At 47.3% G+C, this 14,885-nt stretch carries 12 protein-coding genes; 10 read left to right on the top strand and 2 right to left on the bottom strand.

Going from position 1 to position 14,885, the window contains the following annotated elements; all coding sequences use genetic code 11:
- Positions 1-12 precede the first annotated feature (12 nt).
- From hemF to C8N47_RS12985, 9 genes are all read left to right on the top strand, one after another.
- On the top strand, positions 13-909 hold the full coding sequence (gene hemF / locus C8N47_RS13025; RefSeq protein WP_107823009.1) for an oxygen-dependent coproporphyrinogen oxidase: 897 nt from the start codon (positions 13-15) through the stop codon (positions 907-909).
- Positions 910-2,136: 1,227 nt separating this feature from the next.
- Positions 2,137-2,373 carry a hypothetical protein gene (locus tag C8N47_RS13020; RefSeq protein ID WP_107823008.1) on the top strand — a complete coding sequence of 79 codons (237 nt, stop codon included), beginning with the start codon at positions 2,137-2,139 and terminating at the stop codon, positions 2,371-2,373.
- A complete protein-coding gene (locus C8N47_RS13015; RefSeq protein WP_107823007.1) occupies positions 2,355-2,654 on the top strand; it encodes a type II toxin-antitoxin system RelE/ParE family toxin in 300 nt (99 codons plus the stop codon). The genes C8N47_RS13020 and C8N47_RS13015 overlap by 19 nt, the downstream gene beginning before the upstream one ends.
- A 278-nt stretch (positions 2,655-2,932) precedes the next feature.
- Positions 2,933-4,561 (top strand): S41 family peptidase, encoded by a 1,629-nt coding sequence (locus tag C8N47_RS13010; protein ID WP_107823006.1) that lies wholly within the window; start codon positions 2,933-2,935, stop codon positions 4,559-4,561.
- Positions 4,554-5,174: a nicotinamide riboside transporter PnuC gene (gene pnuC, locus C8N47_RS13005; RefSeq protein ID WP_170111389.1), complete on the top strand. Its 621-nt coding sequence runs from the start codon at positions 4,554-4,556 to the stop codon at positions 5,172-5,174. Before C8N47_RS13010 ends, pnuC begins: the two co-directional genes overlap by 8 nt.
- Positions 5,171-5,689, top strand: coding sequence for an AAA family ATPase (locus C8N47_RS13000; RefSeq protein WP_107823004.1), 519 nt, complete (start codon positions 5,171-5,173; stop codon positions 5,687-5,689). Before pnuC ends, C8N47_RS13000 begins: the two co-directional genes overlap by 4 nt.
- A gap of 113 nt (positions 5,690-5,802) precedes the next feature.
- Positions 5,803-6,741, top strand: coding sequence for a cysteine synthase A (gene cysK / locus C8N47_RS12995; RefSeq protein WP_107823021.1), 939 nt, complete (start codon positions 5,803-5,805; stop codon positions 6,739-6,741).
- Positions 6,731-7,660, top strand: a complete 930-nt coding sequence (locus tag C8N47_RS12990) for a serine O-acetyltransferase (RefSeq protein WP_107823003.1) — start codon at positions 6,731-6,733, stop codon at positions 7,658-7,660. The genes cysK and C8N47_RS12990 overlap by 11 nt, the downstream gene beginning before the upstream one ends.
- Positions 7,661-7,671: 11 nt before the next feature.
- Positions 7,672-8,805 (top strand): THUMP domain-containing class I SAM-dependent RNA methyltransferase, encoded by a 1,134-nt coding sequence (locus C8N47_RS12985; protein WP_107823002.1) that lies wholly within the window; start codon positions 7,672-7,674, stop codon positions 8,803-8,805.
- Positions 8,806-9,844: 1,039 nt separating this feature from the next.
- Here the strand turns inward: C8N47_RS12985 and C8N47_RS12975 are convergent.
- Complete coding sequence (locus tag C8N47_RS12975; protein WP_107823000.1) at positions 9,845-11,371, bottom strand: tetratricopeptide repeat protein; 1,527 nt, start codon at positions 11,369-11,371, stop codon at positions 9,845-9,847.
- A gap of 313 nt (positions 11,372-11,684) precedes the next feature.
- The gene (locus tag C8N47_RS12970) at positions 11,685-11,816 is read right to left on the bottom strand and encodes a bacteriocin (RefSeq protein WP_107822999.1); all 132 of its coding nucleotides are present in this window, start codon (positions 11,814-11,816) and stop codon (positions 11,685-11,687) included.
- A gap of 105 nt (positions 11,817-11,921) precedes the next feature.
- Between C8N47_RS12970 and C8N47_RS12965 the strand changes: the two genes are divergently transcribed.
- Positions 11,922-14,837: a CHAT domain-containing protein gene (locus tag C8N47_RS12965; protein WP_146161527.1), complete on the top strand. Its 2,916-nt coding sequence runs from the start codon at positions 11,922-11,924 to the stop codon at positions 14,835-14,837.
- Positions 14,838-14,885: the final 48 nt, after the last annotated feature.

Genomic DNA, 14,885 nt, shown 5'->3' with positions numbered 1-14,885 from the left:
TAAAAATCAACCATGAGAAAACAACGCGTTGCAAACGATTATCGCAGCCTGCAACAAGCCATCTGTCAAATTTTGGAGCAAGCCGATGGGGGTGCCCGATTTCGAACCGACCACTGGACCAACGACATTGGGCAAGGTTACACGATGGTGTTTCGCGAAGGCGATGCCATTGAAAAAGCGGCTGTAAACTTCTCGGCTGTGCAGGGCCCCGTGACCGAGAATATGCGCCAGGCCCTGAAGATTGAACAGGGGGAGGCCTATTTTGCCAGCGGCATATCGTCGATCATTCACCCCCGCAACCCGCACGTGCCCATCATTCATTCGAATGTGCGCTATTTCGAGCTCAGCTCGGGTATGGCCTGGTTTGGCGGCGGCATTGATCTCACCCCGCACTATGTCGACCGGAAAGAAGCCGGTTGGTTTCATCGCGAGCTGAAAACCATCTGCGATCGTTTCAACACCAATTATTACCCCGACTTTAAAACCTGGGCCGACGATTATTTCTACCTGAAGCACCGCGACGAAACCCGCGGAGTAGGGGGCATTTTCTTCGATCATCAGTTGGCAGCCGACGATCTGTCCTTCGAGCAGTTGTTTGCCTTTACCAAGGATTTGGCCCACGCCTATCCCCGAATTTATGTCGAGCTGCTGAATGCCAACCGCCACAAGGCTTTTACCGAGGCCGAAAAACAATGGCAATACCTGCGCCGTGGCCGCTACGTGGAGTTTAATCTGCTGTACGACCGCGGTACCCGGTTTGGGCTGGAATCGAACGGACGCACCGAATCGATTTTCCTGAGTATGCCGCCCCAGGCCGCGTGGGAGTACGACTACCAACCGCCTGCCAACTCGCGCGAAGAAGAAACGCTGAAGCTGCTGAAAAAAAGGATCGACTGGGCTTCGTTTTAAGTTGCCCTCTGTTGATCGGGCGACTGCGAGTTACCCGGGCGTTAAATATAGTGCCCAAAAAACTCATGATTCCGGGGAATTTCCAACAGGAATGAAAGGTTAGGATTCTTTCAACTATCCTGTTGTCGTTGTTTTCACAAGTTGTCGGGTTGTCATCCCCAAAAGCATTAACCAGCAAGAAGGTCTTCTGATCAATGAGAAAAAGTTGTGATCCGGCTGGCCTGTTTTTATCGATGGTGAGAGGCGAACCGAAAGCTTCGTGCGATCCCGGAGGGATGCAATTGGGGTAGCTTTGGCATTTCCGCGGGTAAAATTCCGTCCCGTACGGGACGGGACAATCTTCGATTTGTCTTTGGTGCTACCCAAATGATACCGTTTCCCAGGCTAATTTATGCCTTGGAATAGGACGGTATAATGCCGATAGACTGAAAAAGGAGCATTGGAACGAAGTGATCGGATGCGACATTTTTGAAGCTAATCGGTATTGAATGGCTAAAGCCATTGCTGAAAGCGTAAAACCTGTCCGGTAGGACAAAGTTCCTATTTGATCAAAAGTAGAAGTGGAGAGACGTACTCTGAAGGGGATTTTCCATAAAAAACCTACATGATTCCGGGGAATCAGCAAATGAAAGTTTAGTATTTTTCGGCGATGCTGTTGTCGTTGTTTTCAAAAGTTGTCGGGTTGTCGTTTCAACATTTAATCAAAACCAGTTATTGACATTGTGCCTTAGCACCTCTGCGTATTATGACTTTCACAGAAAACAGGAATATTAAAAACAAGTGAAATACAAATCGGGAATAAATCAGATGTTTGTATCCACTTCAACAACCAAGTAAAAATCCTGTCAAGTTATTTTAGGGAAAGTCAACTTTTTCACAAAAACGCAGTTACTTTTCACAGAACCGCTGTCACTTTTGACAGAACCGCTGTCACTTTTGATAGAACCGCATTAACTTTTCACAAAACCGCTGCTGCTTTTGACAAAACCGCACAAAATTTTGCCAGAACCGCGCGGTTTTGCCATTGTTTGAAGCGGAGCAACGATTCGCTGCGGCGGTTTTGTGATTCATTAAAGCGGTTGGGGAGGAATAAACCGGCCGTCTTCAATTGGCGCAGCGTTGCGCCCGCGCGAATCCTTCCGCTGCTCTATTGAATAATCCCATGATCCCATTGTGCAGCAGTGGTTGAATATTTTTGTAAATTTGTGTAGAACGAAAGATTGAGTTATGACCGCAATTGAACTGAAAAAACTATTGAAACAAAGGATTGAAGAGATTGATGATGAAGCATTCTTGAATGCCATCAAAATAATCCTGGATTCAAAATCGCCGTCGCGTACGTTGAATTTAACAGATGAACAACGTGCTGAAATTATCGCGTCTCAAAAGCAAATCTCAAACGGACTTTATACAGACCAGGCGCAGATGGATCAAGAATTTGAAAAATGGCTAAACGCAAGATAATTTGGTCGCACATAGCAAAGCTCAAAGTATTTGAGATTCTTGCTTTTTATACTAAGCGAAACAAAAGTCCCCGATATTCTACAAAACTGTATAAGCGCTTCAACAAGGAATTAGCACTCGTTGATAGCTATCCGGAGCTTGGAATGAAGACGGATTTTGCGGCAGTGAGAGGATTAATTGTCGAAGATTTTATTCTTTTTTATGAAGTCACTTCGTCCAATATAATTGTGCATACTGTCTGGGATTGTAGGCAAAATCCAAAAGATTTGAAGATCAAATAGAGTTCTGTTCCCGCGCAAATCTTCTTTGCTCTATTGAATAATCCCAAGACCCCATCGTGCAGCAGTGGTGGCAATCTCTATACAAAACGATCCCCCGCCACCGAAGCCATCTCCGGCCCCTTCCGAAGAAACATTTCCGGCCATCGCGCTGTTTTGAGGATAAGCGATATTGTTCTATTTTTAGCTGTCCGCAACCAAGGGCGGCGCTTTATGCCACCAAGGTGGCGTTTTTATGAATTAGCCGGCATCGGCCGGTACGGAAAGAGGAGGATAATTTTATGAGATGGATTTGGAGCCTGAAAGCTTGTACTAGCACGTTGGTGCTGGCAATCGGCCTGATGATGGCAGCACCCGTTCAGGCACAGGACGTGCAAGGCGACATGATTAAATTTGGGCGCTTGCTGCGGCTGATCGATAGTTACTATGTCGATTCAACCGACGTGGATCAGTTAACCGAAGATGCCATTGTGTCGATGCTGGCCAAGCTCGACCCGCACTCGGTTTATATTTCCAAAGAAGAAGTGGAAAAAATGAATGAACCCCTGGTGGGAAGCTTCGAGGGAATCGGTATTTCATTCAACATTTTGCGCGACACACTGATGGTGGTCACTACCATTCCCGGGGGGCCGTCGGAAAAAGTCGGGCTGATGGCCGGCGACCGCATTATGGCCGTCGATGGCAAAAATATTGCCGGCGTGGGGCTGCAAAACTCCGACGTTACCGATATGCTGCGCGGCGATAAAGGTACCCGCGTCGATCTGAAAATTCAACGCCGCACCGAGTCGGGGCTGCTGGACTTCACCATCATCCGCGATAAAATTCCGCTTTACAGCCTCGATGCGGCCTATATGCTGAATGAGCAAACCGGCTACATCAAAATTAACCGCTTTGCAGCGACAACAGGTAAAGAGTTCGACGAGGCTTTTGCACAATTGAAAAAAGATGGGCAGCCGGAAAACCTGGTGCTCGACCTGCGTGGTAATGGTGGCGGCTACCTGCGCGAAGCCATCAGGCTGGCCGATCAGTTTCTGGGGGCCGACGAGCTGGTGGTGTATACCGAAGGAACCAACGACCGCCGCAAAGAATATAAATCGTCGGGCATTGGCGACTTTGAACAGGGCCGCCTGATTGTGCTCATTGACGAAGGATCGGCCTCGGCCAGCGAAATCGTCTCGGGTGCCATCCAGGATTGGGACCGCGGATTGATTATCGGTCGCCGCTCGTTTGGCAAAGGCCTGGTGCAACAGCCTTTCCCGCTAACCGATGGCTCTATCGTACGTCTCACAACGGCACATTACTACACGCCCAGCGGTCGCTGCATCCAAAAACCATACGACAAGGGGCTGAAAGAATATCGCAGTGACTACCTGCACCGCATGGAGAGTGGGGAGCTGTTCTCGGCCGACAGTATTCATTTTGACGAAAGCCAAAGCTACGCTACCTTAAACAGTAAGCGAACCGTTTACGGCGGCGGCGGTATTATGCCCGATATTTTTGTGCCGCTCGACACCTCGGCCAATTACATTTTTTTCAACCAGCTGGTGCGCCGCAACATCCTGAACTCATCCATCTTGAGTTACCTGGATGTTCATCGCGAGGACTTGCAGAAACGCTATCCGGCATTCGACAAGTATCTGGCTGCTTTTGCTGTTGACGACGATTTTGTTGCCGGCATCATGGCCGAAGCCGAGAAAGCCGATATTGAAGGAACCGACGAGAGCGTCTCTTTTGCCAAACCGTTAATAAAGCGCCAGGCAAAGGCCATGATCGCCCGCGATTTGTTCGGAACTTCGTATTATTACCAGGTCGTTAATGCGGACGACGAAATTATTCAAAAAGCTGTCGAGGTGCTGGAGAATGCTTCAACCTACGACAACATATTGGCAGAACAACGAACAAATGATTGATCAGATTAGTGCATGGCTGGTTGCCAACTGGGTGCAAACAACAGCCGCTGTTTTAGGAATCGTTTATATATTCCTTTCCATAAAGCAAAACATTTTAACATGGCCGGTGGGATTACTCACATCGGCCTTGTACATTTATGTGTTTTTCGTGAGTAAATTTTACGCCGACATGGCTCTGCAAGGCTACTATGTGGTGGTGAGCTTTTACGGCTGGTATGTTTGGCTGAAAGGCGATACCCAACAGCAAGCCCGGCTCGAAGTGAGCCGAACACCGCGCCATTTATGGCTGTGGCTGCTGTTGGCCACTGTTGGTTCGTTTTTGTTGATTGAGTTTGTGCTGCAACATTACACCGATTCGCCCATCCCCGTTGGCGATGCCATCACCACTGCGCTAAGCCTGGTGGCCACCTGGATGCTGGCGCGCAAATACATCGAGCACTGGCTGATTTGGGTTTTTGTCGATGCCCTGTCGACCGGCCTTTATGCCTTTAAAGGCTTGTGGCCAACGGTGGTGCTTTTCTCGGTGTACACCGTGATGGCCGTGGCCGGCTATTGGCAATGGCGTAAAGAGTTAAACGATGTGCAGGTTCAACCGGTAAAGGCTGCCCGATGACAAAAATTATTGTACTCACCGGCCCCGAGTCGACCGCGAAAAGTACGCTCACCCGAGAGCTGGCCCGGCAATTTGGCGGATCCTGCTTCCCGGAATTTGCACGCAGCTATCTCGAAGGCAAACCAAGCCATTACACCTACCAGGATGTTGAAGCCATTGCCCGCGGGCAGATTGCTCAGTATGATCAGGCGCTGGCCTCGGCCGGCGATTTTGCGTTCCTGGATACCTGGCTGTTTGTTACCAAAGTGTGGTTCGACTGGGTGTACCGGCGTCGCCCGCAGTGGCTCGATCAGGCTCTGCACGACCGGCCGGTTCACCTGTATCTGCTCTGCCGGCCCGATATCCCCTGGGAACCCGACCCGCTGCGCGAGAATGGGGGCGAGCAACGCGAAAAACTCTTTCAACAGTATAAACGCGAATTGCAGAAGCTCGACTTACCCTTTGTCGAGATTGGCGGTGAAGGACCTTCGCGCATCCAAAATGCAGTGCAAGCCATTCAGAACTTCAACTTTTAGCCTTTTGCAACGTTGAATTATTTGCGAATCAGTGCGAAAAAGATGACTTTTGTTTGGTCTGAAATGGCGCATGTTCGCCTGTAATGATCGCGTTAAGCACTAAAACTGAAATCATGAAAATAGCATCAGATGTATTGGAACTTATTGGCGGCACACCGCTGGTACGGCTGAACCGCCTGGCACACGACTGTTGCGCCAAGGTGTATGTGAAGCTCGAATCGCAAAATCCCGGCGGATCGGTGAAAGATCGCCTGGCGTATGCCATGATTCGTGCTGCCGAGCAAAAACAGTTGATCAACCCCGAAACGGTGATCATTGAACCCACAAGCGGTAATACCGGAATCGGTTTGGCTATGGTGTGTGCTGTTCGCGGTTATCAGCTTAAAATTGTGATGCCCGAAAGTGTGTCGGTCGAGCGGCGCATGTTGCTCAACGCTTATGGTGCCGAACTGGTGCTGACCTCGGCCAAAGGCGGAATGAAGGAAGCCATTGCCAAGGCCAATGATTTGGCTGCCGCGATCGAAAATTCCTTTATCCCCATGCAGTTCGAAAACCCGGCCAATGTGGAGATACACCGGCTGACCACTGCCCAGGAAATCTGGAACGATACCGAGGGCAAGGTCGATATTTTTGTGGCCGGCGCCGGAACCGGTGGAACCATCACCGGGGTTTCCGAAGCCCTGAAGGAAGTGAAGCCAGATCTGTATTCGGTGGTTGTAGAGCCCTGCAGCTCGGCGGTGCTTTCGGGAAATCCTCCCGGATCGCATAAAATACAGGGCATTGGCGCCGGATTTATTCCAGCCGTTTTAAATACAAATGCCTACAACGAAATCTTGCCGGTAGCCGATGACGATGCTTTCGAAACCGCCCGTCGCCTGGCCCGGGAAGAGGGAATTCTTTGCGGAATTTCGTCCGGAGCCAATGTATATGCGGCCCTGCAAATTGCCCGTCGTCCGGAAAATAAAGGCAAACATCTGGTGGTGATTGTTTGCGATACCGGCGAACGCTATTTAAGTACAACCTTATTTAATGACTCGAAAAATGCAATCTGAAAATAATTTACTTTCAAAAATCAACCATACGGTTGATCAGTTGGCAGACCCGAAAACCTACGAGGTTGTATGTCACGAACATCGTTTAGGCGAACCGGTGCCATCGTCCGAGAAGCTGGCCAGGATCGTAAATATGGTGCGGGAGATTTTGTTCCCCGGTTATTTCGGTAATACAACCTTGCGGCAGGATTCCCTGCGTCATTACATGGGGGTTTATGTCGACGAGCTGTTTGCCTTGTTGTCGGAACAAATCCTGGCTGGCCTGTGCTTTACCTGCGACCGAAAGGAAGAGGTCGATTTCAAAGAGCGTGAGCGCTATGCGCAAAGCCTGGCAGCCGATTTTATTTCGTTTTTGCCCGAGATCCGCCGCATTTTGGTGACCGATGTTGAAGCGGCGTTCGTGGGCGACCCGGCCGCCAAAAGTCGCAGCGAGGTGATCTATTGTTATCCGGCAGTGCGGGCAATTTCAAACTATCGTATTGCACACCGTCTGTTGCAGCTGGGCGTGCCTTTAATACCGCGCATTATTGCCGAAATGGCGCACTCCGAAACAGGAATCGATATTCACCCCAAAGCCGAGATTGGCGAATCGTTTACCATCGATCACGGAACCGGTGTGGTGATCGGTTCAACCTGTATTATCGGAAGTAATGTGAAGCTTTATCAGGGGGTTACCCTTGGGGCCAAAAGCTTCCCGCTCGATGAGGATGGTAATCCCATCAAAGGCGTGCCCCGTCACCCGATTGTGGAAGACAATGTGATTATTTATGCGCAGGCAACCATCCTGGGCCGTATCCGCATTGGCCGCGATTCGGTGATTGGTGGTAACGTCTGGGTGACTAACAATGTTGCTCCTAATTCGAGAGTCCTTCAATTTAAAGCCCGGGAATCTTCTTTTAAAGATGGAGCCGGAATTTAACGTATATATTCATGATTGAAACTTATCCCTTGGTGGCAACCACCTACGCCGGACTGGAAGAAGTGCTGGCGCAGGAATTGCTCGAACTGAATGCCGACGATGTACAGGTGGCTCGTCGCGCTGTTTATTTCTCCGGAACCACGGAGATGATTTATAAGGCCAACTACAGCCTGCGCACCGCGCTGAAGGTGCTGGTCAATATCCGGAATTTTAAGATCCTGCGGGTCGATGATTTGTATCATCAGGCGCTGAAGATTAAGTGGGAACAATATTTCGATTCCGACAAAACGTTTGCGGTTCAGAGTGTTGTGTTCAGCGATCTGTTCAACAACTCGATGTTTGCATCCCTGAAATTGAAGGATGCCATTGTCGATCGTTTTCGCAAGGTGGGCGAGAAGCGCCCCTCGGTGGATGCGCGTAATCCGCAGGTGGTGGTTAACTTGCATATTACCAATAATGCCTGTACGGTGTCGCTGGATAGTAGCGGCGAGTCGCTCCACAAACGAGGTTATCGCCTTGGCCGGCACGAGGCTCCCATTAGCGAGGTGCTGGCCGCCGGTATGCTGAAACTTAGTGGCTGGGACGAGCAAAGCACGCTGACTGACCCGATGTGCGGCTCCGGAACCATTGCGATTGAGGCCGCCATGATGGCCAAGAATGTTCTTCCCGGCGAAGTGGGGCGTAGCTATGCGTTCGAAAACTGGAAGGATTACGATCCGGAGCTCTTTCAACGGATAAAGGCTGTGAAAAATCATCGCGAGACCGACTTTATGATCTATGGCTCCGACATCGATCGGCGGTATATTAATACGGCCTTTCAGCATGCCGAAAAGGCTCTGGTCGATGATTCGGTCATCTTTAAGGTTGCCGATTTTAAATCGCTTGAGAAGAAAGCCGGCTGCGACTTTTTGATTTTTAACCCGCCTTATGGTGAGCGCATTCAAACCGGCGACGAGGCCTTGTATCAGATGATCGGCGAAAAGCTGAAGCACGGCTTTCAGGATACCGAGGTTTGGATCATCAGTACCAATGCCTGTCTGAAATGGCTCGGCTTAAAGCCGGCGGTGAAAATACCTTTGTACAACGGATCGCTCGAATGCAGTTTCCGCAAATACGAAATGTATAAAGGATCGAAAAAGAACTAGTTTTTTTCCATAAAATCAGAGAGCAGGAATTAGCCCGGGTGCAGTTCCCTTTTTTTTTGTTTCGTTTTGGTGTCACTCCAAAAATGAAAACCTTTCCGATAGGACAAAATTTCGGCATTGAAAAAAAGGCCAGGAGGGATCTCCCATCAGTAAGTTTGCTATAAAATGAGTTTTTACTTCCGGGGTAAGCTGAACCGAAATTCAGCGGCATCCCCGATGCGGTTTGGAAATAGCCCCAGCCGAAGGGACTTTCAAAGAAAAACTTCATGATTCCGGGGAATCAGCAACAGGGATGAAAGTTTACTATTTTTCGACTATGCTGTTGTCGTGGTTTTCAAAAGTTATCAAGTTGTTGTCCAAAACAGCGTCAACGAGCAAGGAGATCTTTTGATCAGCGAGGAGGAATTGGGACCGAGTGGCCTATTTTTATCAAAGCCGGAATCAAACGAAAAGCTTAGAGAAGCCGGGAAGCTCCGTCGTGAGACGGAGATCACCCGGCTGAACTTAGCTTTTCGGCAGATGGCGGTTGCAGATAAAAATCAGCCATGACCTTTTTGTTTCGTTTTTGTGTCAGTACAAAAATGAAAACCCGTCCGGTAGGACAAGGTTCCTATTTGATCAAAAGTAGAAATAGAAAAAGTAGTCGGGTTTGGAACAACGCCCATTAATACAAGTTTGCGACAAAGTGAGCCGTGACTCCAGCTTCAAGCTAAATCACCATTCAAGGTATCCCCGATGCGGTTTGGAAACCGCATCACCCGAAGAGACTTTCAGAGAAAACAAGAAAAGCCCGGACTTTAAATCCGGGCTTTTAATTAACCATTATAATTGAAACCATTTATTTGCAAAAGGAAGGTATTCGGTGTACCGATTGAACAGATCGGAAATTAAGGATTTTCGTTGTTGAATACCGAAAGATTTTGTTTGCGTTCCTAACGGATAATTGAACTAAGGATAAAGGAATAAGGATTGTTAGTGTGAACGCGAAATCTTTATTTGCTCATTAATCGTGATATCTGTATTAAGTTGTTTTGTAATGCTATTCTAAGTCGGCCAGTTTTCGCAGAATCGCTGAGGCTTTTTCGCTGTAGTAGCCATTGTTTTCAGCTATTTGCTTAAACTGTTTATAGGCTTTTCGGCGATTGTCGTTTTGCATGTAGCACAGTGCTGCGTACCATTCTGCCTGTTCGACAAAGAGGTTATTTTTTGCTTTAATGACTTCGTTGTAGGAGTGGATTGCACGATCGTACTTGCCAAGTTCCTGGAACGACATTCCCTGGTAAAAATTCCCAACCGGGTTGTGCAGGTCACTTTGTAAAACTTCTTCGAATAGGTTGATGGCTTCCGTATACTCAGCTGCGTTGTACTTATGCAAAGCCAGGTTTATTTTACTGTCCAAGTCGCTGTTACTCGAGCGGAATATACCTGTTGCTTCGTAGGGGCGGAAATATTGACTGTACAATTTTTCTTCGTTTCCGGTGCTGTTTCGCTTCAGCAGACTGGTGATACCAATCAGCAGAATTAACGATGCAGCGATGGTGGCGGCAGTAATTCGGGAGCGTGGTATTCGGGCAACAAATGACCGTTCTTTTCGTCTTTCCCGCAGAACTTTTTCGCTGATTCCGTCCAGCTGATCGCGAAGATTCATAACATCATCTTCAACCAAAGCCTGAGCAATCTCTTTGTGTAACTCCAGTTCCGCAGCCAAATCAGGGTTTTGCGTTAATTCATTCTCAAATGAAGAGCGTTCGTCCTCGTCCAGTTCTGAATTAAGATATCGGTCAATTTCCTCAATTTTGTGCGATGTCGACGATTCGGTTTGGTGGATTTGCGATAAGCTGGCTCTCAGATCCATAATGTCGGTTTCACCAATAGCCTGGTCAACGTGTCTGTACAGCTCCACGTCTTTCATTAGTCCTTCGTTGACTGCCAGTTCGCTTTCGAAATCGTGCAGGAAGTTTGGATCCATTTCCTGGTTAATGTACTCGTCCAGTTCTTTCGAGTCGTATTCGTGCGCCGGCATGTTGGCTGCAATGTGCTGCAAGTTATCGCGTAATTCGGAGATCTCGCGTTCGGCCATAGCTTGCTCAACTTCGGCAAATATTGCCTCGTCCTCCGGGCTTAGCAGAAACTCTTCGTCGGAAGCATTTTGCTCTTCAATTTGTTCTTTGTAGTACGGGTGAATGTTTTCTTTTTCAGCGATTTTGTATTGCGCCAAGTGAAGTTTGGGTAAACTCTCTGCAAAGGCTACGATGTCGCTGATACTGACCGATGACTTAAATTGGTTGAAAGATGACATATCTTCTGATAGCTCGAAACTGTAGTCGGAATAGTCGACCAAATCGCGCTGAGCCGACTCCTCTGCAATAACAGCTTGCATATTGGCTCGTAATGCGGTAATGTCAGTTTCGCTTATGGCTGCTTCAATGTCCTGCTGAAGAGCAATCTCCTCTTCAATGTCCGGGTTGATGGCCATTTCTGCATTGAAGTCCGTCAACTCGTCGTCGGTCAACTCCTGGTTGAGGTACCTGTCAATGTATTGGGTTATGTCTGATTTGCGTATCATCTTTCTGATTTTTCTTTTTAGCACACAAAGAACTTTTTAGAATCGTTCGAATATCTTGTATTATAAATGATGAACAGTATTGACTATTATGAATTGTAAGTCTCGCTGTTTTTGTACAGTATATTCGATAAAATGTCTGTCAAAATGACTTTTAGTAAATGTTGTGATAATTATTGTAATTATCGGTTTTCCGCTTTTTTAGAGGATTAGTTTCGATTTCGTGTTAAGCTATAGATTTGCTTATTGAAGTCGTTAGTCCTTTAAGTTGAGTGAATTGCAGTGTTTACGACACTAGGTTGATTAGGCGTAGGTTTTACTCGAGATCTTCTACATACAGATCCATGTCCCGGCTAATTCCACCCTTGACTTCGTTTAATTCGTCTTTTGTTAATACTTCGAATGTGTCAAAAATGTTTTTTTCGTTGTTGGCAAATAAAGTTTTCATTACTTTTAAATTTTAATGGTTAATACTTTGTGAATCCTTAATTATCCTTGTTCGCTTTTTTATCCGGAAAACAGGAAAAAGGTAACCCCAGTGAAAGAGAAAAAAATGAAAAAAAGATTTGTTGAAGTGTGTAACTGTCCGATTATTAGGAGTATATATTGCTGTGTTTTTTTTGTTTTTTTTCAATCCTTTCTGGCTTTAGGTGTTGGAGCCATCGAGAATCGGCCTACTGCCAACGACAGTATTCAGGCCATTGCGTACAACCGAAAGGGGATTGCCGCTGCTCGATTGGGCGACTTTGAGAAAGCCCGCGATTATTTTGAGCGGATGAAAGCTTGCCGGATTCGGCAATACGGATCTGATTCTTATCGTCTGGGGAGCTCAATTATTAATATTGGGATTCAGAATAAGAACCTGGGGAATTACGATGCGGCCATTGAAAATTATCTGGAAGCCGAGCGTTTGTATGTAAATCACTATTCGTCGGAATATCCGCGTCTGGGTTTTGTATATGGTAATTTAAGTACGATTTATAAGATTAGGGGCGATTATCTGAAAGCTTACGAGTATAATCAAAATGCTTTTCGGCTTTTGTCTAAAGATCTGAAACATTATTCGAGAGTTGCAGATCAGGCTAGAAGTAGTTTGGCAGAATCGTTACTCAACTTAAAAAGATATGATGAAGCAATACGGATTTGTCAAGAAGGTTTAAATAAGACAGATTTGGATATCAGATCTTATAATCTCAGTTTGCTTGCTCAGATCTACTGGAAGCGTGGGGAGATCGAAACAGCGGATAAATATTATAAAGAGACGTTTGATTTACTTAAGAACACGGACGAAGGGAATCAATACGACTTAGGTTTGGAATTGGTTGATTATGTGAAGTTTCTGCTATCAGCGAAAAAATACGAAGAAGTTCCACACTACAACGAATTATCGCGTGAGGCCATTCGCCGGTATTTTACCGAGCGTAGCACGCAATATGCCAATGTGATGTTGAATTATGCCGACTATTATGCTTCGCGGTCGTCGGAAGCCAGTCATTTGGCCGATTTTAACCGAAAAAGAGCGGAGGATTTAAAGCTTGCTCTCACTTATTACCAAAAGGCATTGATTGCTGCTACGGGCACCTTCACGGCTACTGACCCGTTTGAAAATCCGGAGATAAAGCAGGCCATTTCGGAGCTTCAGTTGCTGGAGATTCTGAAAAAGAAATCGCAGTGTCATACTGCGCTGGGCGATCTGTTAAAAACGGGCAGTCAGAAGCAGGAGGCGGTAAGGCATTATCAGGCCGGGCTGGAGGCTGTTGAGTTGGCTGTTGAGCTGGTGCATCAAATCCGGACCGGTTTTGTGAGTGAGGAGAGTCGGCTGTTCCTGTCCGAAAATCAGCAGTCCACCTTCGTTGGAGCCATCAATCTGTGTTATAAACTGTATCAACAAACCGGCAAGCCCGAATATGTTGCCCGGGGCTTTGAGCTAACCGAAAAAAGCAAGTCGGCCAGTTTTTTGGCGGCGGTGAAAGATTCGCGGGCGCAGCAGTTTGGCGGGATCCCCGACAGTTTACTAAATAAGGAGGATGTGCTTAAGATAAATATCTCCAACTACAAACAAATGCTGTATGAGGAGAAGCAACAGGCCGAACCCGACTCCGAAAAGGTGGCCTTGTACAATACCAAAATCTTTTATTACTCGGAAAAGTATGCCCAGCTGGTTCAGTTGCTCGAGGATTCGTTTCCGAAGTATTATGCCTTTAAGTATGCCAATGAAGTGATCGGCCTGGATGCGATTCGTGATCGGATTGGGAATCACGATGCTATTGTGGAGTATTTTATCGATGAACCTGATGAGCAGGAAGATTCCGGGAGTTTGTTTCGTTTTGTGATCACGAATGAGCAATTTAGCTTCTCGAAAACACCGATCGACTCTACCTTCTCCAATCGAATTGAAGGGGTTTATCAGTTTTTAACCAGCTCAAGCTATCAGTATACCGATCAGAAGTCGTACGCCGATTACGCCTGGTCTTCGTACTGCTTGTACAACGATTTACTGGGCGACGTGCAGGATGAGCTGGAGGGTAAGACGCTGGTTGTAATTCCCGACGACAAGTTGTCGTATATTCCTTTTGATGCCTTGATTTATGAAGAGCCGGATACAAGCCGGATGAATTTCCGAAATCTGGCTTATTTGATCAAGAAGCATTCGATTAGCTACACGTACTCAACAACCCTGTTGTTCGACTATTTCGATAAGGAGCAAAGAGCTGAGAAGAGTTTGTTGGCCTTTGCTCCGAGTTACGAGAAAGATGACCGCGATTATACGGTGGTGGCCGAGTACCGGGCCGGCTTATTGCCCTTGCTGGCCGTTGACAAGGAGGTGGAGTATATCAATGAGTATGTGCAGGGCGATCTCTATGAGGATTCGTTGGCGCAGGAGGCAGTATTTAAAAAGTATGCCCGCGATTACGATGTATTGCACCTGGCTATGCACACCATTGTGAACGACACCTTGCCCATGTACTCGCGATTGGCGTTTTCGAAGCCTACAGCCAATACCGACGAGGATGGCTGGCTAAATACCAGTGAGATTTATAATATGCAGCTGAATGCCCGTATGGCCGTTCTGAGCGCTTGTAATACCGGAAGTGGTAAGTTGCAGAAAGGCGAAGGGGTGATGAGCCTGGCGCGTGGTTTTCTGTATGCTGGCTGTCCGTCGATTGTGATGACGCTGTGGGAGGTGGAAGATGAGTCGGGAGCCAATATCATGCGCGATTTTTACAAGTATCTGTCCGTGGGGAAAGATAAGGCTGAAGCGCTGCGCCTGGCCAAATTGGCACATATTGAAAATGCCGATCCGTTGAAGGCACATCCGCACTTTTGGTTGGCCTATGTTGCTGTTGGCAATACTTCACCACTATATGTTGGGAAGGAAATGTATTGGCTTGGCGCGCTGGCGCTGGTTTTGGTGATGTTGATTGTTGTTGATCAGATGCGACGGAAGCGCCGGAAAACACAGGACTAGCTAGGCGGATGTGAATTCCAGCTTGGAAATCTGGCGAATGCAAAGAGG

Origin of the sequence: Mangrovibacterium marinum, assembly GCF_003046625.1 — a bacterium.
Taxonomy (GTDB): domain Bacteria; phylum Bacteroidota; class Bacteroidia; order Bacteroidales; family Prolixibacteraceae; genus Mangrovibacterium; species Mangrovibacterium marinum.
The sequence above is the reverse complement of the archived record's forward strand: the minus strand, read 5'-3'. Positions and strand labels throughout refer to the sequence as shown.

Excerpts from the sequence above, each read along its gene's own strand:
- hemF (WP_107823009.1), top strand. The coding sequence starts at position 13 with ATGAGAAAACAACGCGTTGCAAACGATTATCGCAGCCTGCAACAAGCC.
- C8N47_RS13020 (WP_107823008.1), top strand. The coding sequence starts at position 2,137 with ATGACCGCAATTGAACTGAAAAAACTATTGAAACAAAGGATTGAAGAG.
- C8N47_RS13015 (WP_107823007.1), top strand. The coding sequence starts at position 2,355 with ATGGCTAAACGCAAGATAATTTGGTCGCACATAGCAAAGCTCAAAGTA.
- C8N47_RS13010 (WP_107823006.1), top strand. The coding sequence starts at position 2,933 with ATGAGATGGATTTGGAGCCTGAAAGCTTGTACTAGCACGTTGGTGCTG.
- pnuC (WP_170111389.1), top strand. The coding sequence starts at position 4,554 with ATGATTGATCAGATTAGTGCATGGCTGGTTGCCAACTGGGTGCAAACA.
- C8N47_RS13000 (WP_107823004.1), top strand. The coding sequence starts at position 5,171 with ATGACAAAAATTATTGTACTCACCGGCCCCGAGTCGACCGCGAAAAGT.
- cysK (WP_107823021.1), top strand. The coding sequence starts at position 5,803 with ATGAAAATAGCATCAGATGTATTGGAACTTATTGGCGGCACACCGCTG.
- C8N47_RS12990 (WP_107823003.1), top strand. The coding sequence starts at position 6,731 with ATGCAATCTGAAAATAATTTACTTTCAAAAATCAACCATACGGTTGAT.
- C8N47_RS12985 (WP_107823002.1), top strand. The coding sequence starts at position 7,672 with ATGATTGAAACTTATCCCTTGGTGGCAACCACCTACGCCGGACTGGAA.
- C8N47_RS12975 (WP_107823000.1), bottom strand. The coding sequence starts at position 11,371 with ATGATACGCAAATCAGACATAACCCAATACATTGACAGGTACCTCAAC.
- C8N47_RS12970 (WP_107822999.1), bottom strand. The coding sequence starts at position 11,816 with ATGAAAACTTTATTTGCCAACAACGAAAAAAACATTTTTGACACATTC.
- C8N47_RS12965 (WP_146161527.1), top strand. The coding sequence starts at position 11,922 with ATGAAAAAAAGATTTGTTGAAGTGTGTAACTGTCCGATTATTAGGAGT.